This window comes from Arthrobacter sp. SD76, assembly GCF_049726125.1.
GTDB lineage: Bacteria > Actinomycetota > Actinomycetes > Actinomycetales > Micrococcaceae > Arthrobacter > Arthrobacter nitrophenolicus.
In genome coordinates this window covers 4,084,132-4,108,176 of record NZ_JBNBLR010000001.1, presented here as the reverse complement: position 1 = coordinate 4,108,176, position 24,045 = coordinate 4,084,132, and the positions used below count along the sequence as shown (strand labels likewise).

At 63.8% G+C, this 24,045-nt stretch carries 16 protein-coding genes and 3 pseudogenes; 3 read left to right on the top strand and 16 right to left on the bottom strand.

Annotated elements, in window-relative coordinates; translation table 11 throughout:
- Window positions 1–105: 105 nt before the first annotated feature.
- From ACPEE0_RS19900 to ACPEE0_RS19865, 8 genes and pseudogenes are all read right to left on the bottom strand, one after another.
- Window positions 106–1,140 carry an ATP-binding protein gene (locus ACPEE0_RS19900; RefSeq protein ID WP_424575158.1) on the bottom strand — a complete coding sequence of 345 codons (1,035 nt, stop codon included), beginning with the start codon at window positions 1,138–1,140 and terminating at the stop codon, window positions 106–108.
- 508 nt (window positions 1,141–1,648) lie between these two features.
- Window positions 1,649–2,431: a 2-keto-4-pentenoate hydratase gene (locus ACPEE0_RS19895; RefSeq protein ID WP_009357502.1), complete on the bottom strand. Its 783-nt coding sequence runs from the start codon at window positions 2,429–2,431 to the stop codon at window positions 1,649–1,651.
- An 88-nt stretch (window positions 2,432–2,519) separates the two neighbouring features.
- A pseudogene (locus ACPEE0_RS19890) lies at window positions 2,520–3,258 on the bottom strand (aldehyde dehydrogenase family protein); the annotation flags it as partial.
- A 232-nt stretch (window positions 3,259–3,490) separates the two neighbouring features.
- Window positions 3,491–3,916: a hypothetical protein gene (locus ACPEE0_RS19885; protein ID WP_424575157.1), complete on the bottom strand. Its 426-nt coding sequence runs from the start codon at window positions 3,914–3,916 to the stop codon at window positions 3,491–3,493.
- Between the two features lie 244 nt (window positions 3,917–4,160).
- A complete protein-coding gene (locus tag ACPEE0_RS19880) occupies window positions 4,161–7,292 on the bottom strand; it encodes a glycoside hydrolase family 2 TIM barrel-domain containing protein (RefSeq protein WP_424575156.1) in 3,132 nt (1,043 codons plus the stop codon).
- The gene (locus tag ACPEE0_RS19875) at window positions 7,289–8,197 is read right to left on the bottom strand and encodes a carbohydrate ABC transporter permease (protein ID WP_009357500.1); all 909 of its coding nucleotides are present in this window, start codon (window positions 8,195–8,197) and stop codon (window positions 7,289–7,291) included. The genes ACPEE0_RS19880 and ACPEE0_RS19875 overlap by 4 nt, the downstream gene beginning before the upstream one ends.
- On the bottom strand, window positions 8,194–9,147 hold the full coding sequence (locus ACPEE0_RS19870; protein WP_009357499.1) for a carbohydrate ABC transporter permease: 954 nt from the start codon (window positions 9,145–9,147) through the stop codon (window positions 8,194–8,196). The genes ACPEE0_RS19875 and ACPEE0_RS19870 overlap by 4 nt, the downstream gene beginning before the upstream one ends.
- Window positions 9,144–10,484, bottom strand: a complete 1,341-nt coding sequence (locus tag ACPEE0_RS19865) for an ABC transporter substrate-binding protein (RefSeq protein ID WP_354176588.1) — start codon at window positions 10,482–10,484, stop codon at window positions 9,144–9,146. The genes ACPEE0_RS19870 and ACPEE0_RS19865 overlap by 4 nt, the downstream gene beginning before the upstream one ends.
- 121 nt (window positions 10,485–10,605) lie before the next feature.
- Here ACPEE0_RS19865 and ACPEE0_RS19860 point away from each other — a divergent pair, with 121 nt between their 5' ends.
- Window positions 10,606–11,265 (top strand): TetR/AcrR family transcriptional regulator, encoded by a 660-nt coding sequence (locus tag ACPEE0_RS19860; RefSeq protein ID WP_052014066.1) that lies wholly within the window; start codon window positions 10,606–10,608, stop codon window positions 11,263–11,265.
- Window positions 11,266–11,847: 582 nt separating this feature from the next.
- On the opposite strand, the gene ACPEE0_RS19855 is transcribed toward ACPEE0_RS19860, so the two are convergent.
- The 4 genes and pseudogenes from ACPEE0_RS19855 to ACPEE0_RS19840 form a co-directional block, all read right to left on the bottom strand.
- Window positions 11,848–12,168 (bottom strand): hypothetical protein, encoded by a 321-nt coding sequence (locus ACPEE0_RS19855; RefSeq protein WP_407710310.1) that lies wholly within the window; start codon window positions 12,166–12,168, stop codon window positions 11,848–11,850.
- 90 nt (window positions 12,169–12,258) lie between these two features.
- Window positions 12,259–12,891: a LutC/YkgG family protein gene (locus ACPEE0_RS19850; RefSeq protein ID WP_009357496.1), complete on the bottom strand. Its 633-nt coding sequence runs from the start codon at window positions 12,889–12,891 to the stop codon at window positions 12,259–12,261.
- A pseudogene (locus tag ACPEE0_RS19845) lies at window positions 12,888–14,406 on the bottom strand (LutB/LldF family L-lactate oxidation iron-sulfur protein). The gene ACPEE0_RS19850 and the pseudogene ACPEE0_RS19845 overlap by 4 nt, the downstream one beginning before the upstream one ends.
- Window positions 14,403–15,206 (bottom strand): (Fe-S)-binding protein, encoded by an 804-nt coding sequence (locus ACPEE0_RS19840; RefSeq protein WP_354176573.1) that lies wholly within the window; start codon window positions 15,204–15,206, stop codon window positions 14,403–14,405. The pseudogene ACPEE0_RS19845 and the gene ACPEE0_RS19840 overlap by 4 nt, the downstream one beginning before the upstream one ends.
- A gap of 186 nt (window positions 15,207–15,392) precedes the next feature.
- Here ACPEE0_RS19840 and ACPEE0_RS19835 point away from each other — a divergent pair, with 186 nt between their 5' ends.
- A complete protein-coding gene (locus tag ACPEE0_RS19835) occupies window positions 15,393–17,132 on the top strand; it encodes an L-lactate permease (RefSeq protein ID WP_424575155.1) in 1,740 nt (579 codons plus the stop codon).
- 77 nt (window positions 17,133–17,209) lie between these two features.
- Window positions 17,210–17,944: a FadR/GntR family transcriptional regulator gene (locus ACPEE0_RS19830; RefSeq protein ID WP_424575154.1), complete on the top strand. Its 735-nt coding sequence runs from the start codon at window positions 17,210–17,212 to the stop codon at window positions 17,942–17,944.
- 106 nt (window positions 17,945–18,050) lie between these two features.
- On the opposite strand, the gene ACPEE0_RS19825 is transcribed toward ACPEE0_RS19830, so the two are convergent.
- The 4 genes and pseudogenes from ACPEE0_RS19825 to ACPEE0_RS19810 all read right to left on the bottom strand — a co-directional run bounded on the left by ACPEE0_RS19825 (window position 18,051) and on the right by ACPEE0_RS19810 (window position 23,882).
- Window positions 18,051–18,371: a hypothetical protein gene (locus ACPEE0_RS19825; protein WP_193592507.1), complete on the bottom strand. Its 321-nt coding sequence runs from the start codon at window positions 18,369–18,371 to the stop codon at window positions 18,051–18,053.
- A 514-nt stretch (window positions 18,372–18,885) separates the two neighbouring features.
- Window positions 18,886–20,554, bottom strand: a pseudogene (locus ACPEE0_RS19820) (thiamine pyrophosphate-dependent enzyme).
- Between the two features lie 704 nt (window positions 20,555–21,258).
- Window positions 21,259–21,549 carry a hypothetical protein gene (locus tag ACPEE0_RS19815; protein ID WP_009357488.1) on the bottom strand — a complete coding sequence of 97 codons (291 nt, stop codon included), beginning with the start codon at window positions 21,547–21,549 and terminating at the stop codon, window positions 21,259–21,261.
- A gap of 635 nt (window positions 21,550–22,184) precedes the next feature.
- On the bottom strand, window positions 22,185–23,882 hold the full coding sequence (locus tag ACPEE0_RS19810; RefSeq protein ID WP_009357487.1) for a urocanate hydratase: 1,698 nt from the start codon (window positions 23,880–23,882) through the stop codon (window positions 22,185–22,187).
- Window positions 23,883–24,045: the final 163 nt, after the last annotated feature.

The window sequence follows — 24,045 nt, the reverse complement described above, 5'->3', positions numbered from 1 at the left end:
CTAGCCCTTCTCCGACGCCCCCACTCCGCCAATTTCAAGCCTCGATAATGGAGACTCGATAAGGCTGGTTGGTGGGCGAGATGAAGCTGTGCCCGATGAAGGGAGCTACTTGTCTCGACTTTTGCGGAGGTATTCGCGGAGGCCTGGGATGGCGAAATCGACCTTGCCGTACGCGGGGGCCTCGATAAGTCCCGCGGCGATGAGCCGGGCCCGGTAGTTGGCGACGACGTTGCTTTTCGCGTTGAGTCGCTTGCCGATGTTCCCGGCGGCAACAACACCATCGTCTTCGGCCATGGCACGGAGGAAATCCATGTCTTTCTCCGAGGCGGTGGAGAGAGCTGCCTCTATAACCGTCATCTCATGGCGGCGACTGGCTGCTGCGATGGCTTGGGTGACGTTATCCGCTTCCAAGGTGAAATTGTTGATCTCGGCTTGACGCCACAGCTGGTAGCCGATGAGCTGGATCAGAAAGGGGTAGCCCCCGGTCGCCTCAGCCGCCCGCCGGACCTGGTCCTCGTCGATCTTGATTCCGGCCTGCCGGAACGTGTCCTCGTAGGAACGTTCAACTTCATTGATGGCCGCGGCGTGCAGGTCGATCCGTTCCGCCCGGCGCAAGAACGTGGCGACGCCTTCGTTAAGCAGGTCCGAAACCGCAGCCGGAAGCCCGGCGAAAAGCAGGCCTATCGGCAGCCCGTCGCGGATAAAGTGCTGGACGTCCGCGGCGAGCTGGGACAGTTCCGTCCGGTCAGCTGAGTGGATCTCGTCAACGGTGAAAAGCAGCCCGGTCTTCTTTTCCGCGAGTTCATTCAGGAGTTGCTCGCCCAGCCGGCGCCAATCTACCTGCCGCTCGGGCGGCAGTTGAGTCGTTACCGTAAATCCGGCTACGCCAAGGGCGGTGATTCGGCGGCCGGCAGGGCCGGGGCCGAGTTCTTCCAGGTGAAGCCGCATGGTCTCGCCGATCCGGCCGAGGAAGCCGGGCGTGGCGGTTTCGGAGACGACGATCCAGCCTTGCTCCCGCGCTTTGTCTTGGGCCTCGCTGAGCAGCGCCGTCTTGCCGATGCCGCGGGCGCCGGTAATGATGGTCAGCAATCCTGGGGCGCCCGAACCGAGCCTAAGACCGTACTCGAACTCGTCAAGCACTCCCTGGCGCCCGATGAGTTCCGGGGGGAGTAGCCCCCGCGGTGGGGCGGAAAGGGTTCGGCAGCGAGGGCATCTGTGAGTCCTTGTGAGTCTTGTGAGTCCCTGTGAGTTTACTCCCTCGGTGCTGTGGTCCTAAGAACCTTCGGCTAATTGGGCGCAACGAATGCAGCTGCTGCGTCAGGATAAGACGAAGTCCCGTTTTTGCTGACAGCGGTTCCTGACCTTCTCAGACTCCACCCTGACAGATGCCGGGCAAGGGAAAAGCGTGGTGAAGCTCGGGACTGATCGAAATAGTTCGCCGATTCTGGAGTTAATGAGTCCGCTAAGGTCCTTCGGAGCATCTGTCAACAGTTGCAACCGGGGCGGGCACCGGAGAACGAATGGGAGCTCCGTCCGCTGTTCAAGTCCGCCCACGTCAGGGGGTTAGACGTCAGGTTCGGGTGTAGTGCAATGTGACCTAGTGCCGGCTGGCCCACTTCTGCACTCCACATTGGACTAATACCTTCGACTAGACGACGTCGAATTCAATGGTGCCCCAGCCTTCGAAGGTCCCTGACCAGCGGCCGGCTTCCTTCATCGGAACGGCTTGCAGGCAGCTGCCGGGGAGGATGACTTGGCCGGCTTCGAACTTCACGTCGTAGTCGGCCATGCGGTTCACGAGCCAGGCGACGGCGGCGAGGGGGTTGCCGAGGATGTTGCCGGTGGTTCCGGAGATGACTTCCCGGTTGTTGAAGGTTAGGACGCCGCGGGTGTCGCGAAGGTTCAGGTCGGTGAGGCGCCGGGGTGTTCCGCCGAGAAGGATCGCGCCGGTGGAGCCGTTGTCGGCGAGGGTGTCTGCCAGGCCGATGGCCCAGTTCTTCACCCGGGAGTCGATGATTTCGATGGCCGGCACTGCGTATTCGACGGCGTTGATGACGTCGGCGACCGTGGTGTTCTTGCCGCCGAGGTTCTTGCCCAGGATGAAGGCCGGCTCCAGCTCAACGAACGGCTCAATGAAGGAGTCCCGATTGAGGGCTGTGCCTTCGTAGGCGAAGCTGCTGGCCAGGAGGTGGCCGTAGTCGGGCTGGTCCAGGCCGAAGGCGTCCTGCATGACTTTGGCGATGTTGCCGAGCTTGTAGCCGACCAGCCGATCGCCGTTGGCTACGGCGTGGCTGACGTTGAGCTTCTGCACTTCGAAGGCGGCTTCCGGGTCAAGGGCCGGCCAAGTTTCCGTCGGTGCAGCGATTGGTTCGCCGCTCAGGCGGGCGGTGCGGAGCGTTCCCGCGATATCTTCCAGCGCAATGGCGGACATTAATGCTCAATTCTGTGTGCGGTTGGGGCTCCGGCCCAGGGCCACTCGTTGCGGGAGGCATGCCCCGGGGCCGGAAGGCGGGAGGTTCCTAGCGGGACTGTTCAGGCTTGCCGTCGATGAGCCGGTTGACTTTCCATGGGTTGGCGTCCTGCAGTGCCGCGGGGCGGAGCTGGTCGGGGAAGTTTTGGTAGGCCACCGGGCGCAGGAAGCGGTCGATAGCGAGCGATCCCACGGAGGTGGACTTCGAATCGGACGTGGCCGGGAAGGGGCCGCCGTGGACCACTGCGTGGCCTACCTCGACGCCGGTGGGCCAGCCGTTGACGATGATGCGGCCGACCTTTGCGCTCCAGAGTGGGGATGAGCCGTGCGGCAGCGGTGTAGTCGTCCTCGGTGATGTGCAGGGACGCGGTGAGCTGTCCTTCCAGCTTGCTGGTTGCCTCGATCAGGTCCTCGATGCTCTTGTAGCGGACCACGAGGGATGCCGCGCCGAAAATTTCCTCGTGCAGGACGGGGTTGTTGATGAATACATCCAGCTCGGCGGAGAACACGGCCGGTGCCGGTGCGTTTTCTCCCGGTCCCTTCTGGCCGCGGCCGAGAACCTCCACATCGGCTGCTGCTTCGAGGGCATCATGGCCGTGCTGCCAGGCCGAGGCGATGCCTCCGCTAAGCATGGTCTGGCCGGACAGTTCGCTGATGGCGCCGGTGACTGCTGCGGCGAAGCGCTCACCACCTTCGCCGGCGGGGACGAAGACCAGGCCGGGGGAGGTGCAGAGCTGTCCCGAGCTGCCGGTGACGGAAGCGACGTACTGCTTGGCCAGCGTCTCCACGGGAGGAGGACTATGAGGTCTGTCCTGGTGTTGAAGGCATTAGGCGGACAGGTCATTGGTTCTACCGCCAGGCCGGCTCTGCTGGATTCCACATCCGGAAGGTCGGCTGTGTGTATCTGAACCCAGGGACAGTCCCGGCCCCATGTCATCGAAGTTCCCGACCCGTCCCATGTCGTCAGGCGTGCAGTTGAGTAGCCCTCATCGTCACGTACAAGGTCGGTAAAGGCATGGTCTAGTGTTGTGGAACCGATAGGTCGGGGGACACAAAGTCGTAGCGTCGATCATCGGAAACGTCACTTACTCCCGTTGGTACCAGAAGGTCTGCCGTGACTTGCTGCACTTTCCTTGCGGGCAGCTCGAGAATCCAGTCGTCGACCCGGCCCTCGCCGGCGATCAGGTATGGGTGTCCGGCCGCCCCGTAAGGTGCAGAGCCAGGGCCGGTGTTGGTGGCTGTAACCGTGGTGTGCAGCCCGGAAAGATCCAGCTGGTAGGACACCTGTACGTCCAAACGGAAGGGGTAACCGCTCCGCGCTTGAATGACGGTGGACAGAATTGCCGAGGACTCGTCGGATTCCACGGGGCACCGGTCTTGCCAGGCCAGTAACCCATGGAGCGCATGGCCCCGGCTCGGTTCGTTGATACCGAGCTGATATTCCACGCCTTCGAATTCATATCGACCTGCGATCACCCTGTTGGGCCAGGGGCCGAGACTGCACCTCGGTAGGCGGGGCGGACCTGATGTTCCGAAAAGGGGAGAATCAGGTCTCTGCCGTTGTGGCGCAAGGAGCGCAACGTTGCACCTACGCTGGCTATTTCGGCGGTGTAGGGGCCGTAGCGCAGCGTGGTCTGTCGACCCGAGATCGGGACGGTTTCGGTGCTCGTACTGGGCATTACGAGGCTGGTCATTTGGGGGCCCCCAGGCGGAAGGTCAGCGTTCGTGCCTCCGGCGCCAACGCTGACTCGGGCCGAACATCGGGGCCACACGAGCGGGTGCCGAGCCCGTGCTGAGCCGCGTCGAGATATAGCCATGAGCGCGTGGCAAGAGGCAGCTCGTGCGGGTGTCCAGCTGCGGCCAGCTCCTGGGCCGTGTAGCGGCTCAAGGTGAAGCCCGGCAGGCGGCCCCGTGCATCCGGGAACGCGTCGAACCGTATCCACGGTTCTGAGCCCCGGAGCAGGCTGAGCGAACGAAGACCCCCGCGGTGACCGCTCTCCTGCGGCCGCGCGTATGGCACGGCGAGCTGATCGATCCCGGCGGCGTACCGTCCTACATGCGCAGCTTCGAGGCTGTCCGGGTAGGACTCGTGTGGGCCCAGCCCGAACCATGACGCTGCGTCCACGTGGGTGGGTAGCCCGAACCGGACCCCGACGCGGGGCCAAACGCCGTCCCAATCGGAGGACGGAAGAATGTCCACCCGCAGCCACAGACCTTCGGAATCGAGGATCCATTGCTCCTCGACGGTGACGGTGCGGACCTGGTCCGCCGCGGCGTACCGGGTGCGGACACGGAGGGCCCGTTCATCGAGCACTTCGACTGCCTCAACGCGCCCGTGCAGCCGGTCCAGTCCGGCTTTGTACCAGCGTGCTGCCGACGAAGGCCCGGGAGTTCCTACGCCGGGGATTCCGTCTGCGTCTGGTGCCCAGGGGTCGGTGTCGATGTATCCGCCCCGGGATTCGCCGCGGTCATTGTCCGTGGGAGCCCGGAACAGTTCAAGGCGGGGCCCATCGACAGGGAGGCCCGCGAGTGTAACGAGTCGCCCTTGATCGAAGACTGCCGGTCCGAGCTCCAGGAGCCCAGCGCTTTCCCCTTGCCGCCAAGCTCGGCCCGGGAGCCCGGCAGCGAACGGCAGCGGGCGCGTCGCGGGTAACGCGAGGCGGCCTTGCGCCGAGGCGACTTCGTGCCCGGAAGGCGCCCACCCGGCATCCTGCGCGAGGACGGCCTCGACGGTCACCCATACCTCTCCCGTGCATCCTTCCGCGGACACTGGGAGGGGCACTGAGGCTGAAGCGCCAGGGGCGAGAGGACCGCCGTCGAGCCCATCGACGGTGAGCTCACCGGAGGCGACTGGTTCGCCGTTATCTTCAAGGCGCCAGCGGAAGATCAGGTCTCCCAGATCAGCGCTGTGTCGCAGGTTTGCCACCCGGACCAGGGGCTTGCCGCCCGGCTCGAGCCCTTCAAAGGTAAGTCCCACTGGCGCCACGACGGCCTTGAATTCATACAGTCCCGGAGAGGGGGTCGAGTCGGAGAGGACGAGGCCGTCGAGGACGAAGTTGCCGTCATGGATTTCCTCGCCGAAGTCGCCGCCGTAGGCGAAGTAATCGGTGCCGTCCGCGGTACGGGCGGCGATACCGTGGTCGCGCCACTCCCACACGAACCCGCCGTGCAGCCGCGGGTATTTCGTGACCAGGTCCTCATACAGCGATATGTTCCCGGGGCCATTGCCCATCGCGTGGACGTACTCGCACAGAACAAACGGCTTGCTCCGCTGCCGTGCCCCCTCGGCAGGGGAACAGCCCAGCAGCGGCGTGGTGTCGCCGTCGCGCCCAATCGTCTCCACCTCGGGCAGGGTCGCGTACATGCGGGAGTACACGTCGGTGTACGCGCCGGCGTAGTCATTTTCGTAGTGGACAGGTCGGCCTGCATCACGTGCGTGCACCCATGCGGACATGGCGGCGAGATTCTGCCCTGTGCCGGACTCATTGCCGAGGGACCACATGACGATCGAGGGGCGGTTCTTGTCCCTCTCCACAGTCCGTTCGATCCTGTCAAGGAACGCCTCGCGCCACATCTTCTCGTCACTCGGGTTCCGGGCCCAGTCGTGCCGCTCGAACCCGTGAGTCTCGAGGTCGCACTCGAGGATGACCCAGAAGCCCATCTCGTCTGCGAGTTCGAGCAGCCTTGGGTGGGGTGGGTAGTGGCTGGTACGGATTGCATTGACGTTGGAGCGCTTCATGAGCGCGAGGTCATCGCGGGCGAAGTCTTCATCGAAGACGCGGCCGAGCGTGGGGTGGGTCTCGTGGCGATTGACACCGTGGAACACGACCTTGCGTCCGTTGACCAGGAACTGGTCTCCAACGATTTCAACGGTGCGGAAGCCGATCCGCAGTGACACAGTTTCGGTCTTGCTCGCCACCGTCGTGTCGTAGAGCCTTGGGGTTTCGGCGGTCCAGGGTTCGACGGCAGAAACCGCCACGGGTGCAACATCGGCGGGGTTAGCCCACTCGACGTCGATGCCGAGCTCGGGTACGCGGAGGCGAACAGGGTATGAGGACGGCGTCGCCTTAACTTCCGGTTCTATAATCCCGGCCCCGTCGTTGTAGCCGGTCCTGAGCCAGATGTCCTCGATGCCGCCGGCCGGGCGGGACAGGAGGGTCACTGACCGGAAAATTCCAGGGAGCCACCACTGGTCTTGGTCTTCGAGGTAGCTGGAAGCGGACCATTGATGGACGCGGACTGCGATCGTATTGGTGCCAACGCTGACGGCGTCGGTGACGTCGAACTCCTGGGCGAGGCGACTGCCGGCGCCCCACCCGATTTCTGTGCCGTTGACCCATACCTTGTACCGGGATTCGACGCCGTCGAAGCGCAGGACGATGCGGCCGTCGCCGGCTGAGTCGTTGGTCTTCCAGTCGGCGGGCAGTTCGAACGTGCGGCGGTAGTCTCCGGTGGGGTTCTCGTCGGGGACGAACGGCGGGTCGATGGGGAAGGGGAACTGCACGTTGGTGTAGATCGGGCGGCCGTACGATCCGTCGCCCTGAAGCACCCAGTGGGAGGGCACGGTGAGCGACTCCCACGTAGTGTCGTCGTACTCCGCGGCGGCCATCGCGTCTGCGGCTTCCCCCCGGGGCAAGACCCCCCGGCCGCCGGGCGTTCCGGGGACTCCGTTGAGGAGCCGGAATCGCCATTGCCCGTCGAGGGACAGGGACGGGGCGTCGGTGTGAAGCCAGGAACGGGCAGGTACCCGCCGTCCTTCTCCCGGGCCCGGGTCGGTGACGTAAGCGGTGGAGGCTGTTGCCTCCGCTGGGTTCGGGATCATTTGACGGCTCCTTCTGTGAGGCCTCCACGCCAGAAACGCTGAAGGACGATCATGGCGATGGCCAGCGGGATGACAGACAGCAGTACGCCGCCGGTGGTCAGCTGGTAGAACTCGGGGAGTCGGTCGGCCTGGCTAAGCCAGTTGTTCAGACCGACCGTGATGGGGAACAGTTTCGAGTCGGAGAGCATCACGAGCGGCAGGAAGTAGTTATTCCAGATGCCCACAAGCTGGAACAAGAACACCGTCACGAGGGCGGGAGTGAGAACGCGCAGTCCCACGGAATGGAAGATACGCAACTCGCCCGCACCATCGATGCGGGCAGCCTCCAACAATGCCGGATCCACGGTTGCCTGCGCGTAGACCCGGCACAGAAACAGGCCGAACGGCGAAACGAGGGAGGGTAGCAGGACGCTCCAGTACGTGTTGGCGATACCGAGCTGGCTGAAGAACAGAAACAGGGGCAGGGCCGTGGCGGTGCCGGGGACGAGAACGCCGCCGAGGATGAGCCCGAAGATGAAACTGTTGCCCCGGAAGTTGTATTTGGCCAGGGCGTAACCGCCTGCGGCGGCGAAGTACGTCGCGGCGACTGCGCCCACTCCTGCATACAGAATTGAGTTGAGGAACCAGCGCACGAAGATGCCGTCCCCGTAGGCGAGGACGTTCGCCAGGTTGTCCCACAAGACAAAGTGCGGGGCGAACAGGAACCCGTTGGTGGCGAAGAGGTCACCGCTGGTCTTTGTCGCGGCGACCACCACCCAGTAGACCGGGACCAGGAAATAGAGCGCTGCGACGACAAGCAGCCCGGTGACGAGAATGGTTGTGGAGTCGGGGCGCCGACGACGGGTCACAGGCGGCTTCTCGGCGATGTTCTGCGGCTGGCTAAGGGTGGGGGTGGCAGCAGTCATGAGGACTTCCTGTTCGTGAACCGGAGGAAGGTGAAGGAGAGGATGAAAGCCGCGAGGGCGATGAGCACGGCCTGGGCGGCGGCGACGTTGTAGTCGTTGTACGCAAAGGCAGTAGTGTAGGCGGACAGGTTCGGGGTGTACTGGCTATTGACGGCCGGCGCAACAGTCTGGAGGACTTGGGCCTCGGCGAACAGTTGAAGCGTGCCGATGATGGAAAACACCGTGGTGAGCACGAGGGCGGGCCGGATGAGCGGCAGCTGGATTGTCCACGCGACCCGGAAAGGTCCGGCACCGTCCACGCGCGCAGCTTCATAAACCTCACTGGGAATTGCCTTGAGCTGGGCTATGACGATCAGCATGTTGTAGCCCGTGTAGCTCCACGTAACGATGTTGGCGATGGACCACAGCACGGTATCCGGGCCAAGGAAGTTCACGGTGAGGCCCACAGACCCGGCCGCGTCCACCAGCGGGCTCAGGCCCGGGACGTAAAGAAACGACCAGAGGATGGTCGCGATGACACCCGGCACGCCGTAAGGCATGAAATACGCGGCGCGGAAGAAACCGGGCCACTTAGCCGAGGCTGACTCCAGTAGGAGCGCAAGAACCGTACAAAGGGCGATCATGACAGGGACCTGGACCATGCCGAAGAGCAGCACCCGGCCGATCGAGGCGACAAAGCTTCCGTCTCCGAGTGCGCGGGCATAGTTTTCGAAACCCGCAAACCCGGAGTGGACGCCCGTTTCGCCGAAGAGGCCACTGCGGGTCACTTTTGTGAAGCTTGAACCGACCGCAGCGATGATCGGGAAGATGAACGTGAGGGCGAAGAGTGCCAGGAAGGGTGCGAGCAGGATCCAGGGTGCGCTGGTGACGGCACGACGCTGTTGCCTTGCCCGGTCACGGCCCTCCCGCCTGGGTACTGCCGGATGTGCTGTTTCTGCGGCGGTGCTCATGCCTGCTCCTTCCTAATCGTCAGGCCCTTGTTCCTGAAGGCGGTCATGATCTGTTGCTCGGCAGCCACTACGGTGTCGACGAAGCTCGTGCCCGATGCCTTACGACGAAACCCGTCGCTCAAAATGTTGAAGGACTGCGTGGTGACGGGCCACCAAGACCAGTCCATGTTCTGCGACTTACTCGCTGGCACGATGACGTTCTGGTTGTAGTTTTGCCCCCCGAAAAAGTCGGATGGCTTCTCACGCGCGGCACCGATCATGCCCGGCACGGGCGACCATCCGATGCCACTGTTGGCGATCTCGGCGTCGATGCCGGCCTGAGTGGACGTCATCCAGACAGCGAACTCAAGGGCCTCGCGGGGGTGTTTGCTGTTAGCCAGGACAGCCGCGGTAGACCCGCCAAGGTAACTCGACCCATATCCCGTTGAGTCCCAGATGGGCATGGGCGCCACACGCCACTTTCCAGCTCCGCCGCTGACGCTCTGTACGAGCGCATCGGCCCAGCTGCCGCTCGTTAGCGAGGCGAACTCCCCGCTCGAGGCCGCCGCGTACCAGCCGGGAGTAAAGGGGCCGTAAGCGGTAGTAACGATGCCGTCATCGATGGCCCGGTCAAAGAACCGCGCGACCTTCAGCGTTGAATCGTCAGTCATGTTGATGACCCATCCATCCTCGGCTGGACGCAGCCAGCGGGCACCAGCCTGCGCGGCAAAAGACACGAAGTAGGAGGTGTCCGCGAGGGAGAAACAGTCGATATAAGCGTCGACACTGCGCAGCTCCTGCCCGACGGCTGCCCACTCCTCCCACGTCGCTGGGGCAGAGGCGCCTACTTTAGCCAAGACGTCCGGGCGGTAGAACGTGGCCATTGGCCCCGAATCCTGGGGGATGCCGTAGACACCCCCGGAGAAACTCACCTGGCTCCACAGTGCGGGGTCGTAACGGTTCGCATAGTCACGGGCACCGTAGCGCGAGAGATCCACGAGCCCGTTGACGAGCATGAACTCGGGGACCGTGCGCATTTCAACCTGCGCTAGGTCAGGGCCGCCGCCGGCCGCTAGCGCGGCGTAAAGCTTGGAGTACCCGCCGCGGTTGCCGCTGGGGATCCATACCGTCTCGACCTGGACGTTCGGGTGGCTGGCGTTCCAGATGTCAGCAACCTTCTGGACGTTCTTGAGCCAGGACCAGTACGTGAGGGTCACTTTCTCACCGGCACTGGCGGCAGGAATTGCAGGTGCGGTATTGACGGAAACAGTTCCCGGAGTGGCGCATCCGGTGAGAAGGGCGAGGGCGGAGGCGCCGAGCCCACCGCAAAGGAGTTGTCGTCGTGTCAAAGATGGCATGAGTCCCACTTCGTTATGGTCAGCGCCGCGGACGCGGCACCGGAGCCGGATGGCCCGACGTGACAAGGCTAACATGAAACCCGAGTGAATGCTCGGCTTTCATGAAATTAGACTGGATTACATGACTAAGAAGGCGAACGCACGCTCAGGACCGCGCGGCCCCTACGCCAAGACCGCTGAGCGTCAACGGCAAATTCTTGAAGCTGCGGTAGAGGTCTTCGGGTCACGGGGTTACAACGGCGGCAGTATCCAGGACGTTGCGGACCGGGCAGGAATTAGTCAGACGACGCTCCTGCACCATTTCCCCACCAAAGCGCAGCTGCTTGTTGCGGTGCTCGAGTACCGTGACCGGATATCTACGAGCACCCCGGGAACACGGGAGCGATTTGCCGAAACCATCGTGCGGCAGGCGGAGCACAATGAAGGGCTTCCCCACCTCGTAGAGCTCTACTCCGTACTCTCCGGGGAAGCCACAACTGAGGACCACCCCGCCCGCAACTACTTCGTCCAGCGCTTCGCCCGCCTCCGGAAGGAATACAGCGGGGAACTGCGGTATCTGGCGAGCATTGGCCGGCTCAGGCCGGGCGTCGACCCTGATGTCGCGGGACCTACCATCGTGGCTCTATGGGAAGGAATTCAAACCGAGTGGCTCCTCAATCCTGACACCGTGGACGTGCCCGGCATCCTCAAGGGCTACCTCGATCTGATCCTTGTGCCGGAGGAAAACGCAGGATGGTCATCTGGCGCCACCGATACGGTCCACGCAAAAAGCCGTCAGTAGCCATCGGGTCGTGCCCGATGGAACAGAAACCCTAGGAGCGTCCGCTACACACCGCGCCCATCAACTTCGGCGTCAGAATAGGGCGAAATTCGGTTTCATTGACAGTCGCTCCATGATGCTCTCAGAAGCCAACCTGACATGAGGAGCGGCAGGAAACCCGGGTGCAGTGCACCGACAATCATCGAAATAGTCCAAAGAATCAGGGGCCTGATGGACATCTCTTGGGACAGGGGCTGGCGATGTAATGTTCTACACCTCTACAGTTTCGAAAGGACTGTCGTGAACTCCGGCGACAGGCGTATCCTCCCTGGCCAGGCACCCCGGACGCCGGTTCGGGGTGTTGCCTATTCACACGAGATTCCGGACCTAATGTCCCTTCCAGAAGCCGCCTGCACTCAATCTCAGAAGCTGATTGCACCATCACGGACCAGCACCAGCCTCAGTCGGTACTGGCCGGCCGCTGGGTTTGAGCGTGATGCCTATCTGCTCAGCAAGGTGTTGCCGAGGGTTTCCGCGGTGATGCCGGTGCTGTCGGAGAGGAAGTAGACAAGTCAGAGGAACCCGTTGGTCATGCTCTTTCCGTTACTGCTGTACGCATGTGGTAGCGCAGCCGTCCGTGGGTGGGGCCTTCACGCCGGTACCGGCCGGGTCGGGGTGAAGCGCGGACCAGGTCATGCGGTAGGCGCGGGTACCTTTTAGTTGCTTTGGTTCCACCCACACTTCGTGTCCTTCAGCGGCTTCGATGAGTACGCGGCCTGTCAGCCCGTGGGCGGCGATCCACAGGGCGGAGGAATCGGGCATGACGTCTTCGACGAGCCCTGTGCGAATAGTGGTCCCGTTTTTTCGGATTTCCACGGCCGCGCCGCGGAGAGTGTTCCAGGTGTCGTGGCGGTAGACGGGCATGGGGGTGCCTTTCGTTCGGCGGCGGTGGTGAACGGGTGGGCGCCGGCACTGTGGGGGCACGGCCTGGATGCCGGCCGCGCCCCCGTAGTTTTAGCGGGCGATGATGACGTCGAGTGTGCGGGGGCCGTGAACTCCCTCAACCCGTTCCAGTTCGATGTCACTGGTGGCGCTGGGCCCGCTGATCATGGTCAAAGGCCTGGTGCCGTTGATTCGGCCCAGGGCCTCGGGCAGGATCCCGGCGATGTCGGCGACTTTCACAACACAGATGTGGTGGTCCGGGACGAGGGTGATAGCGCGGCGGCCCTGGTTGGGGCTGCCGTCCAGGATGATGGTCCCGGTCTCGGCGACGGCCACGGCGCTTCCCGTCACGACGGCGTCGATCCCATCGAGCTCGGCGACGCTCAGTGGCGCGGTCACCGAGTCCGTGCGCCGCCGGCTGTCCTGTTCGAGTTCCGGTCCGGTGAGCCAGCCGGCGTCCAGCCCGGCTGGCACAACGTAGCTGCCGGCCCCGGCGAGGAGTTCTGCAATCTTGGCAGGAACGTCCGCGGTGTCCACGATGGAGACCCGGGCTTTGTAGTCGATCAGGCGGTCCACCAGCAGCTCGATCAGTTCGGCTTCGTCCAACTGGCTCGAGGCCCGGTACCCACGAGGGATAACGGGAACCTCGGGGGTGTCTTTTAGGGCGGTGCGGATCCGGTCGAGGATCTCTTCGCGGGCGCTCATGGCTGGTCTTCCTGGTTGTAGGCTGCGGCGGGGGCGGTGTCCGGGGCGTGGTGTTCCTTCTTCCACCAGTCGCGGAAGGATTGCTTGGGCGGGGCCGGGATGTCACGGCTTTGCGTCCAGCCGGCGGCGATGCCGGGCAGTTTGGTGATTTTCTTGTCCGGGCCGGCCGCCAGGCGTCCCAGTGGCAGGCCTTTTTCAAGCATGCCCAGCCGTTTGCCGGAGGACAGCGCCCAGGATGCGGCGTTCATGCCGATGTCCATCTGGGTGGGGATCTTCTTTTTCCCGCGTTTGCTGTCCACGTCCACGCTGCGCAGGTGCACCAGGATGTCGGGGATGTTGATCTTGACGGGGCAGGCGTCGTAGCAGGCCCCGCACAGCGAGGACGCATAAGGCAGCGAGTTGTTCTCCTCGGCCTGGATGCCGGTCATCAGGGGTGAGAGGATCGCCCCGATCGGGCCAGGGTACGTTGACCCGTAGGCGTGGCCACCGGTGCGTTCATAGACGGGGCAGACGTTCATGCAAGCGCTGCACCGGATGCAGTGCAGTGCCGAGCGGCCCATTTCATCGGCCAGGGCAGCGCTGCGGCCGTTATCCAGCAGAACCAGGTGGACGTTCTGGGCCGTCTCCTTCGGTGACGCCGGTCCAGAGGGAGGTATAGGGGTTCATCCGCTCACCAGTTGATGACCGCGGGAGAAGCTGCATGAACACTTCAAGGTCCTGCCAGGTGGGCAGGAGTTTCTCCACGCCCATCACGGTGATCAGAGTCTCGGGCAGGGTCAGGCACATCCGGCCGTTGCCTTCGGATTCAACGACGGCGAGGGTACCGGAATCTGCGAGGGCGAAGTTGGCACCGGAGACGGCGACCTTGGCGGTGAGGAATTTCCGGCGCAGGTGCGCCCTGGCGGCGCCGGCAAGGCGTGCGGGGTCGTTGGTCAGCTCAGGGTCCACGCCCTCCATTTCGCGGAGGAAAATGTCCCGTACCTGGGTGCGGTTTTTGTGGATTGCCGGGACCAGGATATGGCTGGGCTTGTCGTGGTCCAGCTGAACGATCAGCTCGGCGAGGTCGGTCTCATAGGCGGCGATGCCCTGTTCTTCGAGGTACTCGTTGAGGCCGATTTCCTGGGTGGCCATGGACTTGATCTTGACCGCTTCGGTTTCCCCGGTCGCCCGGATCAGCCCGGCCACGATTTCGTTGGCCTCATCGGCGTCCCTGGCCCAGTGGATCACGCCGCCGCGGGCGGTGAAGTTCGCCTCGAACTGTTCCAGCAGCTCGGGCAGGCGGGCCATCACAGATTCCTTGACGGCGGAGCCGGCGTCGCGTAGATTTTCCCAGTCAGGCAGTTCCGAGACCACGTTGAGCCGTTTGTCCCGGATCGTGTGGGTGGCGTGGCCAAGGTTGGCCCGGAGCTGGGCGTTGCCAAGCTCCCGGTGGGCCGCCTTTGGGAAGGACTGGGAGGCGTGCAGGTTGCCTGTGCCGTAGACGGGCAGGGAGGGCATGCCAAGGAAGGTGCTCATCGTGTTGCCTTTCCGATGGAGACGAGCACATCGCCGCTAACGGCCGCGGGCTCCTCAACGGTGCTTGCAAGGATTTCGGCCAGGTGCAGGGTGGCGACGTCACTGCCCTGCCGGGAGAGGCCGCCGCCGATGTGCATCAGGCAGGAGGCGTCCCCGCCGGCGCACAGGCTGGCGCCGGTTGAGGCGATGTTGGCCGTCTTGTCCTCCAGCATGGCCGAGGAGACATCGGCGTTCTTCATCGAGAACGTGCCACCGAACCCGCAGCACTGGTCCGCTTCGGGCAGCTCTGCCATGTCGATTCCCTGCACGGTGGCCAGCAGCCGGGACTGCCGATCACCCAGCCGCAGCAGGCGCATGCCGTGGCAGCTGGGGTGGTAGGTGACCCGATGCGGGAAGTAGGAGCCCAGCTGCGCACCGGCGTCTGTGACGCCCAGGACGTCCACGAGGAGTTCGGACAGTTCGTAGGTTTTGGCGCCGACTGCGGTGGCCCGGGCTTCCAAGTCCTTGTCGCCGCAGGCGCGGGCGACCATGGGGTGCTGGTGCTTTACGGACGCGACGCAGGACCCCGAAGGGGCGATGGCAACGTCGTAGTCCTCGGTGTCGAAGGCGTTCACGTGGTTGGCGATGACGGGGACGGCTTCCTTGATGTAGCCGCTGTTAACGTGCATCTGCCCGCAGCAGGCCTGGCCGGACGGGAACACGACCTCGTGTCCCAGCCTCTCCAGAATCTTTACGGTGGCCCGCGCCGTGGCGGGGTACATCGCATCCACGATGCACGTAGCGAACAAAGCGATTCGCATGACAGCCTTTCGGGCTAAGGGGTTGTGGTCTGACCATAGTAGACCACGTGACCGGCGCCACTGGCAACAACCGATGCTCAAGTGAAGGGGCTCACAATCGGGGGAGATGTGCGCTACACTCTACTGGTCCGACCACAGAGGTCAGACCATACTCCCCCTGTCGCCCCCTCAATGTGGAGGAACTCCGTGGACCAGTTCACCCCCAGCACCGACCCGGTGCTCAACAGCATCGCCTGGTCGGCCATCGTCGCCCTGCTGCCGCTGCTGACCTTCTTCATCCTGCTCGCCGTCGTCAAAACCAGGGCCCATATCGCCGGGGCCTTCGCCCTGCTGGCGGCCCTGCTCGTCGGCATCGTGGCGTTCCAGATGCCGGCCGGCCTGGCGCTGCTGTCCGCCACCCAGGGCGGGGTCTTCGGCGCCTTCCCCGTGCTGTGGATCGTCATCATGGCCGTCTGGCTCTACCAGGTCACCGTCCTCAGCGGACGCTTCGAGGACCTCCGCCGCGTCTTTGACGTGATCGGTAAAGGCGACGTGCGCCTGCAGGCGGTCCTGATCGCCTTCTGCTTCGGCGGCCTGCTCGAGGCCCTCGCAGGATTCGGCGCCCCGGTCGCGATCACCGCGACCATGCTGCTCGCTCTCGGACTGCCTCCGCTGCGTGCCGCTGCCGCCGTGCTGGTCGCCAACACCGCCCCGGTCGCCTTCGGCGCCATGGCCATCCCGATCACCACCGCCGCCGGGCTCACCGGGCTTCAGGCCACGGACATTGCCTCCATCGTCGGACGCCAGGCACCGCTGCTGGCCACCATCGTGCCGCTGATCCTGCTCTTCATCCTCGACGGCCGCAAGGGCCTCAAGGACTGCTGGCCCGCCGCGCTCGTTGTCGGCTTCTCCTTCGCCGTTGCCCAGTTCCTCTGCTCGAACTACTTCTCCTACGAACTCACCGACATCGTCGCCTCCCTCGCCGGGCTCGGCGCGGCCGTACTGTTCTTCCGCGTCTGGACGCCCAAGGGCAGCAATGCCGCACGCGAACGCCTGGGCGTGCTCGCTGAGGCAGCCGAGAAGGCAGCCTCCGCCACGGCAGGCGGCGGCTCACGCCGGGGCTCAGCTGTCGCCACCGCAGATACCGCCGAAGACCGCCTGACCCCCAGGCGCACCTGGCTGGCCCTGTTCCCGTACTTCCTCGTGATCGTCGTCTTCGGCATCGCAAAGCTGTGGAAACTTGGCGTGAACGTCCCCGCATTCCTCGCCTCGACCGATATCAAGATCCCGTGGCCGATCCTGCACGACGCCCTCGTCAGTGCCGAGGGCAAGCCCATCTCATCCACCGTCTACTCATTCCAGTGGCTCTCCACCCCGGGCACCCTGCTGTTGCTCACAGGCCTAATCGTCGCCGCCGTGTATTCCAAGTACAACGACGGTGGCCGCTACCGCATCACGATTGGAGATGCGGTAAAGGAGATTTGGAACACCATTTACCGGATGCGCTGGGCAGGTTTGACGATCATCACGGTCCTCGCCTTGGCTTATGTCATGAACTTCTCCGGGCAGACGATTTCCATCGGCACTTGGCTGGCCGGCACCGGCACCTTCTTCGCATTCCTCTCACCGGTCCTGGGGTGGATCGGCACGGCAGTCACCGGCTCTGACACTTCAGCCAACGCCCTGTTCGGCAAGCTCCAGCAGACCGCAGGCCTGAAGGCCGGAATCGATCCAAACCTTCTCGTGGCTGGCAATACCTCCGGCGGCGTCGTCGGCAAGCTGATCAGCCCACAAAACCTCGCTATCGCCGCATCCTCGGTCAACCTTGAAGGCAAGGAATCCGTGATCCTGCGTAAAGTAGTGGGATGGAGTGTTGCGCTGCTGCTCGTGCTCTGCACGCTGTCCTACCTCCAGTCCACCCCCATCCTTGGCTGGATGCTGCCCTAGCGTTCCAACCCAAACAGTACGGAGTGTGCGGGCAGGCATGCCCGCACACTCCCCGCGCATTAAGGACCGACCCGCCCGTGGCAACCGTTGACGCAGGAGCGACCCCACGCCGTCGCACCCATGACGCGCTCCTTAAAGACATCGAAGCGGACCTGCGCTCGGGCAAAATCAAAGTCGGCGACCGCCTCCCCGGCGAACGAACACTCGCCGAAAACTACGGCATCTCCCGGGCCTCAGTGCGCGAAGCCATCCGCGTCCTCGACGCCATGGGAATACTGCGAAGCTCCGTCGGATCCGGACCCACCTCTGGTGCAATCGTCGTCTCCGACCCGTCCGCCGGACTATCGTCCGCACTCCGGCTGCACGTTGCCAGCAGCACACTTCCGGTCGCAGACATCGTGGAGACCCGCATCCTGCTCGAAACCTGGACAGCCCGGGCCGGCGCGAAAAGAGTTGGCGGTGAGGAAGACCTGGAGCAGGCCGCTCAGCTACTGCACGCCATGGACCACCCAGACATCAATCGTGAAGCCTTCCATGAACTGGACGCCAGGTTTCATGTGACGCTGAGCTCCCTTGCCGGCAATGCAGTAGTGGCGACCATGATGGAATCCCTAAGCGGTGCCATTGTCGGGTACGTGAAAGGTGCCATGGAGGCCATGGACGCCTGGCCGGACGTCATTTCCATACTCCGCACCCAACACCACGGCATCTTCGACGCCGTCAAGGCACGCGACGGAGAACTCGCGGCCCGACTCCTGCAAGAGCACATCGAATGGTTCCACAAGAAGGCACAGGAAGCGACCGGCAACTAGGCCATGCCGTGCCAGAACGTTGTCCGACCCCGCCTCGGGTGTTGCTCCGCCGATACCCCGGGACCAGCTTCTGGCGGTGGTCGGCAAGCCCCGCCGAGGAAGACGTTCATTTCCCCGGCCGCGTCTGGGCGGCACGGGAAATGGGCTGGAACCGTCCGGTGCTCCAGCTGCTCAGTTTGTTGACGGCGTCAGGGGTGAAGTTGTGGGCGCCGGGGTCGCGTCGGGCGTAGGTCTGTTTCCCTGAATCGTTGAGAAGGTAGGACCAGGTGCGCGCAAGAAGTTCCCGGGGGATCAAGTGGTCAGACTCGCTTTGGGCGACGAATACCGAAACGCCGGCCAGTCTTGCAGAGGTGACGGGGCGCCTGACGAATCCACCGAAACTCGCCGCGGCAACCCTCACGGCGGACGGAACGTTGAACGGTGACAAGCAAGCAAGCACATCGGCGCTCGGGGGCTGAAAGTCACGTATCCCGCGGGAGTCCGGAGCGAAACCTATCCGGCGGACGGGGAACGGCGGTGCGTCAAGATAGCGCGAAGTTCCGTTTTATTGACAGTGAATCGCGATGTATTCGCTTTTTACCGGTAAGCAGGATCAAGTAATCTCATCCGCCTGCCCTCTCGACTCGTACCGAGAGGGCGGCGGGCATGGTCGGGAACATTGGTGACTTCTCCAGGTCCGGCAGAGCGCGCGTGCTTTCCATTGAGACTTTCGTTCTTTTTGGGCACGCGGTATGAGCCTTCAAGGTCCCTCTGCAGTGGCCCTTTGAAGATTGAATCAGGAGCCTCTCAGTTGCGAGGTTGGGAAACCCTAGCGGTTTTCATGGGTCCCTGTGAGGAGGAAGGGGAGTGCTGTCCGGCGTCAGGGTCGGCGGAGGCTAATGTGCTGGATGTTCCAGTGATGTGGTCGATTCCGGAACGGTCCAGGATCGGCAAGGGGGGTGTTAGTACGCTTTGACGCGTTGTTCGACGATGAGATGGATGAGTGCGAATACGTTGTCATCGTCTATGGCTTTGAGGGCTGCGGTGAGGGCCTGCGGGATATCGTGATCTTGTTCGACTCTTATGCCGAGGCCGCCGAAGGCTTGGGCCATCAGGGCGAAATCCGGGTTCTTCAGCTGGGTTCCGGAGACGCGGTCCGGGTAGTGGCGTTCCTGGTGGGTGCGGATGGTTCCGTATTCCTGGTTGTCCATCACGACAACCAGGGGAGTGGCTCCGTATTGTGCTGCGGTGGCCAGTTCCTGCCCGTTCATGAGGAATTCGCCGTCGCCGGCGATGGTAATGACCCGTCGTCCGGGTGTTTCGAGGGAGGCGGCGATCGCTGAGGGCACCGAGTACCCCATGGATCCGTTGCGTGCGCTGAGCATGGAGGCGTAACGGCGGGTAGGAAAGTACCGGTGGGCCCAGTTGGTATGTTCCCCGGCGCCGAAAGTGACCATGGCGTCATGGCGAAGCGTGGGGACGAGGTTGGCCATGAGGGTGTCCATTCGTGCCGGACCGTTGCCTGGAGCGGCAGGTGGCAGAGCAGCGAAGGCTTCCTGTTCCTTGCGCATGCGGGATGTCCAGGCCTTCCATTCTTCTTTCACCGGGAGCTCGATCTCGACAAGGTCGCGGATGAAGACGTCAGGTTTCGCCACGATCTGCCAGGAGACCGGGCCGGATCGTCCGCGCAGGGAGGAGTCGATCGTGACGAGAAAATTCTTCTTGTTCCAGTCCTGCCGGCAGACAAAACCGTCGGTGATGACATCGCCGGGCACTGTGCCGACGAATATCAGCAGGTCGGTTTCTTCCAGGAGATCATAGGTGGGGCGTGGCCGGCCGTAACCGATTGGCCCGACGTATGATGGGGAGTCGAAGGGGACGGTCCCTTGCGTCCGCCATTCTGCGGCTGCGGGGAGATGGTGCTTCTCCAGCCAGGCCGTGAGCTTATCGGCGGCCGCCTGGGACCAGTCATTGCCACCGGTGACGAACAAGGGCTTCGTGGAATCTGAACAGTGCTGCGGTTATTGCAGCTGCGTCCGCCGTCGTCATTCCGCCCGTGGCGACGGGTATGACCGGATGCACTGCCGGGTCAACGTGCTCGCGGATGACGTCTTCGGGAAGACCGACCACAACAGGGCCGGGGCGCCCGCTCATGGCTGCGAACATGGCTTCAGCAACGATTTCGGAGGCTCGTTCGGCGTGATCAAGCACCATCACCCGCTTGGCGCCGCTGTTAAACCATGCCTTGATATCGAACTCCTGAAAGGCTTCCCGGTCCCTGTGCGCGAACGGGATGAGGCCCACGAAGAGCACCAGGGGAGTGGAGTCCTGCCAAGCGGTGTGCAGGCCAACGTGTGCATTCGCTGCACCCGGGCCGCGGGTCACCATGGCGACGCCCGGCAGCTGTTTCATTTTGCCGTCAGCTTCAGCCATGTAAGTGGCACCGCCCTCATGCCTGCACACGACGGTGTCTATGGGCGAATCGTGGAGCCCGTCGAGGACGTCGAGGAAGCTCTCGCCGGGAACGACGTAAGCGCGCGTGACGCCATGGGCAACGAGCGAGTCGACGATGACGTGTCCTGCGGATTTGGTCAGCTGCCAAGCGGGAAGCTCACCTGCACCGGCCCTCACCGCTCCGGCACGGGGATCTGCCGACGCGGTCGAATCCAACACGTAAGGGCCTTGTTGCGGTGCCTCGGGCGAAGCTGAGGTCGTTGTCACTGGTTCTTCTCGTCTCCTAGGTTTTCCATGAGGTTCGGTGTCAGGCCCGCAGGCGCCAAATTTTCAGGACCCGGGGCGGGTCGTGTCAGAGGCTTGTTGTGGCGTGTTGCGCGGGCCAGAATGCTGATCTGTTCGAGGGTGAGGCCGGAAGCCGTCGCCAGCTGTGCTGGGTCGAGTAGTCCCGTTTCAAGCGCTCTGACGATGAGCTGTTCCTGTTGCTTTTGTAATTCCCCTCGTACGGCCTCGAGTTTGTTGGCCTGCTGGCTAACGGCGCTGAGGCTTTGAACGTGGGATTTGGCGGTGACGCCGGAGTGGGGAGTTCTTCCCAGGCCAACGCGAGGGATCTTGCTTTGGCGGGGGTCACACCTGCTGCGCAAGCGACTACGTGCACGGGCACATCGTCCCAGATAGCTTGTGCAATTCCTGAGTCCAGCTCGCCTCGCAGACTGCTAAGTCTGCTGGAGATGCGGGCCAGGCCTTGGCCCTGGATGATGAGTCCTTGGTGGAGTTTCTGCCTGTCGCGCACCGCCCGCTGTTCGGAACCTGCTTTGCTCCTGTAGGTGTAAGTCATCTCGTGGCAACCTGGCGGCAGTGGCTTGTGCTGTTGCTCGTCATCATCTCGGGCATTTGGTCCTCGCAGCCTCAGGCGCCGGCATTGTCGCCTGTTGGCTGATCGCCGCGGGACGGCGCTTCTCCGGCAGGTCGTGGGAATCAGCCCACACTTCGAATCCTTCTGCTGCTTCGAAGATCCTTCGGCTTTCTGCGCCGTCCGCCGCCAGCCACAGCATTGCGACGTCGGCGGCGACGGCGTCAACGACTCCGGCCCGCACTAACCGGCCGCGCCTGCGGATCTCGACTTCAGCGCCCACAAAGCGGCCCCAGTCATCGCATCGGTAGGAGTTCATGGTGGTTCTTTCTGTTAAAGAGGCTAAGCATTCTCGGGCGCTTCTACGGGGGCTAGTCGGTCTCCGGTCCCTCGCAGTAATGGCAGCCGTCGTCACAATAAGGCAGGGCGGCCGGAAGGACGGCAACCGGGAATCCGGTCTCGGGATTGTCGATGCGGGGGGCTTGCCAGGGTTTATTCCCCGAGGGAAGCTGCGGGTTTCGTCCAGCGCGCTGAATGAGTGGTGGGCTAGAAACTGCCAATGGTATCTCCCGGGAAAGAATGGCCGTCCTTGGGCCGAGGGTGCCTGGATTCGCTTGCGACCAGCATCCACCCCACAGATGGGCTGTTGTCCGTCTGCAGGACGCTGCCCTTCGCGATGCCTTGCCAGGCAGCTGTCCGGCCTACATGCTCCCGCCATCCCTCCATCGGGCAGTGCTCCCCGGTTCTCGCTCCGCGGGCTTCAGTAAAGTTCAATTCGGGGTTCTGCTCGTAAAGAGTGCGTTTCTTCACCCTGGCCTCGATACCGCATCGTGGTCTGACTCCGACCGTTCAATTGGTGCTCCTTGGCGGGCGCTCGGTACCATCCTGTTTGCCTTCCCGGGTTGCTCGGGGTTGCTTGCTCATCTGTTCCCGAAAATCCCGGTCCTTCATCCCTTACCTGCTTTCATTCATGGGGATGCGGACGCCGCGCTCTTGGGCGACGTCGAGGGCGCGGTCGTAGCCGGCGTCGGCGTGGCGGATGACGCCCATGCCGGGGTCGTTGGTGAGGAGGCGTTCGAGTTTTTGCGCGGCGAGGTCGGTGCCGTCGGCGACGGAAACCTGGCCGGCGTGGATGGAGCGGCCGATGCCCACGCCGCCGCCGTGGTGCAGCGAAACCCAGGTGGCGCCGGAGGCGGTGTTGAGCAGGGCGTTCAGCAGCGGCCAGTCGGCGATGGCGTCCGAGCCGTCGGCCATGGCCTCGGTTTCGCGGTAGGGGGAGGCGACGGAGCCGGAGTCCAGGTGGTCGCGGCCGATCACGATGGGAGCCTTGACCTTCCCTTCCTTCACGAGCTGGTTGAACAGCAGGCCGGCCTGGTGGCGTTCGCCGTAGCCGAGCCAGCAGATGCGGGCCGGCAGGCCCTCGAAATCCACCCGCTCCTGGGCGGCGTCGATCCAGCGGTGCAGGTGTGCGTTGTCCGGGAAGAGCTCCTTGATGGCTTCGTCCGTGACGCGGATGTCCTCCGGGTCGCCAGACAGGGCAACCCAGCGGAACGGGCCGAGCCCCTCGCAGAACAGCGGGCGGATGTAGGCGGGAACGAAGCCGGGGAACTCGAACGCACGGGCGTAACCGCCCTTGCGGGCTTCGTCGCGGATGGAGTTGCCGTAGTCAAAGACCTCGGCGCCGGCGTCCTGGAATTCCACCATGGCCTGGACGTGCCTGGCCATCGATGCCTGGGCCTTCTTGGTGAAACCTTCCGGGTCAGCCTCGGCTTCGCGGTGCCACTCCGCCACCGAGATGCCTTCAGGCAGGTAGCTCAACGGATCGTGCGCGGACGTCTGGTCGGTGACGATGTCCACGGTGAGTTCGCCTGCCTTGTGGCGGCGCAGGATCTCCGGGAAGACTTCGGCGGCGTTGCCCACGTAGCCCACTGACCAGCCGCGGCGCTCTTCCTTGGCCTTGAGCACCTTGGCGATGGCGGCGTCGAGATCGGTTTCCACCTCGTCCAGGTAGCGCTTGCCGACGCGGCGGCGCAGGCGGGTCTCGTCGACGTCGACAATGAGGCAGGCGCCCTCGTTCAGGGTCACGGCCAGCGGCTGGGCGCCGCCCATGCCGCCGCAGCCGCCGGTGAGGGTCAGGGTGCCCGCGAGGGTGCCGTTCTCGTCTCCGGTCAGCTTGCGGGCGATTGCGGCGAAGGTCTCGAAGGTGCCCTGCAGGATGCCCTGGGTGCCGATGTAGATCCAGGATCCGGCCGTCATCTGGCCGTACATCATCAGGCCCTCGGCCTCGAGCCGGCGGAATTCGGGCCAGTTGGCCCAGTCGCCCACCAGGTTGGAGTTGGCCAGCAGCACACGAGGCGCCCATTCGTTGGTGCGGAACACCCCGACCGGTTTGCCGGACTGGACCAGGAGGGTCTCGTCCTTTTCCATGGATTCCAGCGTGCGGGTGATCGCGTCAAATGCGGCCCAGGAGCGGACGGCACGGCCGGTTCCGCCGTAGACCACCAGGTCATCCGGGCGCTCGGCGACCTCGGGGTCCAGGTTGTTCATCAGCATGCGCAACGGGGCTTCGGTCTGCCAGGACTTTGCGGTGAGCACGGTGCCGCGGGCTGCTTTGACCGGGCGGGCACCGGTGGTGAAATCGGCGGGTGCCATGGTGGCTCCTTAAGGAAGTAAGTGTGAACTGACTTGTGACTTTGTTTTTGGACGCGGGAGACTGAACCGCCTTCACCGGGTCTGATGTCAGTGACTCAGGGAAACTGCGGGAGTGCCAACCCAAATGGCAGTCCACCCGGTGCGGGAAGTTATTCCTCCATGT

Excerpts from the sequence above, each read along its gene's own strand:
- ACPEE0_RS19855 (WP_407710310.1), bottom strand. The coding sequence starts at position 12,168 with ATGCCCGTCTACCGCCACGACACCTGGAACACTCTCCGCGGCGCGGCC.
- ACPEE0_RS19810 (WP_009357487.1), bottom strand. The coding sequence starts at position 23,882 with ATGGCACCCGCCGATTTCACCACCGGTGCCCGCCCGGTCAAAGCAGCC.
- ACPEE0_RS19860 (WP_052014066.1), top strand. The coding sequence starts at position 10,606 with ATGACTAAGAAGGCGAACGCACGCTCAGGACCGCGCGGCCCCTACGCC.
- ACPEE0_RS19850 (WP_009357496.1), bottom strand. The coding sequence starts at position 12,891 with ATGAGCGCCCGCGAAGAGATCCTCGACCGGATCCGCACCGCCCTAAAA.
- ACPEE0_RS19880 (WP_424575156.1), bottom strand. The coding sequence starts at position 7,292 with ATGATCCCGAACCCAGCGGAGGCAACAGCCTCCACCGCTTACGTCACC.
- ACPEE0_RS19870 (WP_009357499.1), bottom strand. The coding sequence starts at position 9,147 with ATGAGCACCGCCGCAGAAACAGCACATCCGGCAGTACCCAGGCGGGAG.
- ACPEE0_RS19815 (WP_009357488.1), bottom strand. The coding sequence starts at position 21,549 with ATGAACTCCTACCGATGCGATGACTGGGGCCGCTTTGTGGGCGCTGAA.
- ACPEE0_RS19865 (WP_354176588.1), bottom strand. The coding sequence starts at position 10,484 with ATGCCATCTTTGACACGACGACAACTCCTTTGCGGTGGGCTCGGCGCC.
- ACPEE0_RS19840 (WP_354176573.1), bottom strand. The coding sequence starts at position 15,206 with ATGCGAATCGCTTTGTTCGCTACGTGCATCGTGGATGCGATGTACCCC.
- ACPEE0_RS19895 (WP_009357502.1), bottom strand. The coding sequence starts at position 2,431 with ATGTCCGCCATTGCGCTGGAAGATATCGCGGGAACGCTCCGCACCGCC.
- ACPEE0_RS19875 (WP_009357500.1), bottom strand. The coding sequence starts at position 8,197 with ATGACTGCTGCCACCCCCACCCTTAGCCAGCCGCAGAACATCGCCGAG.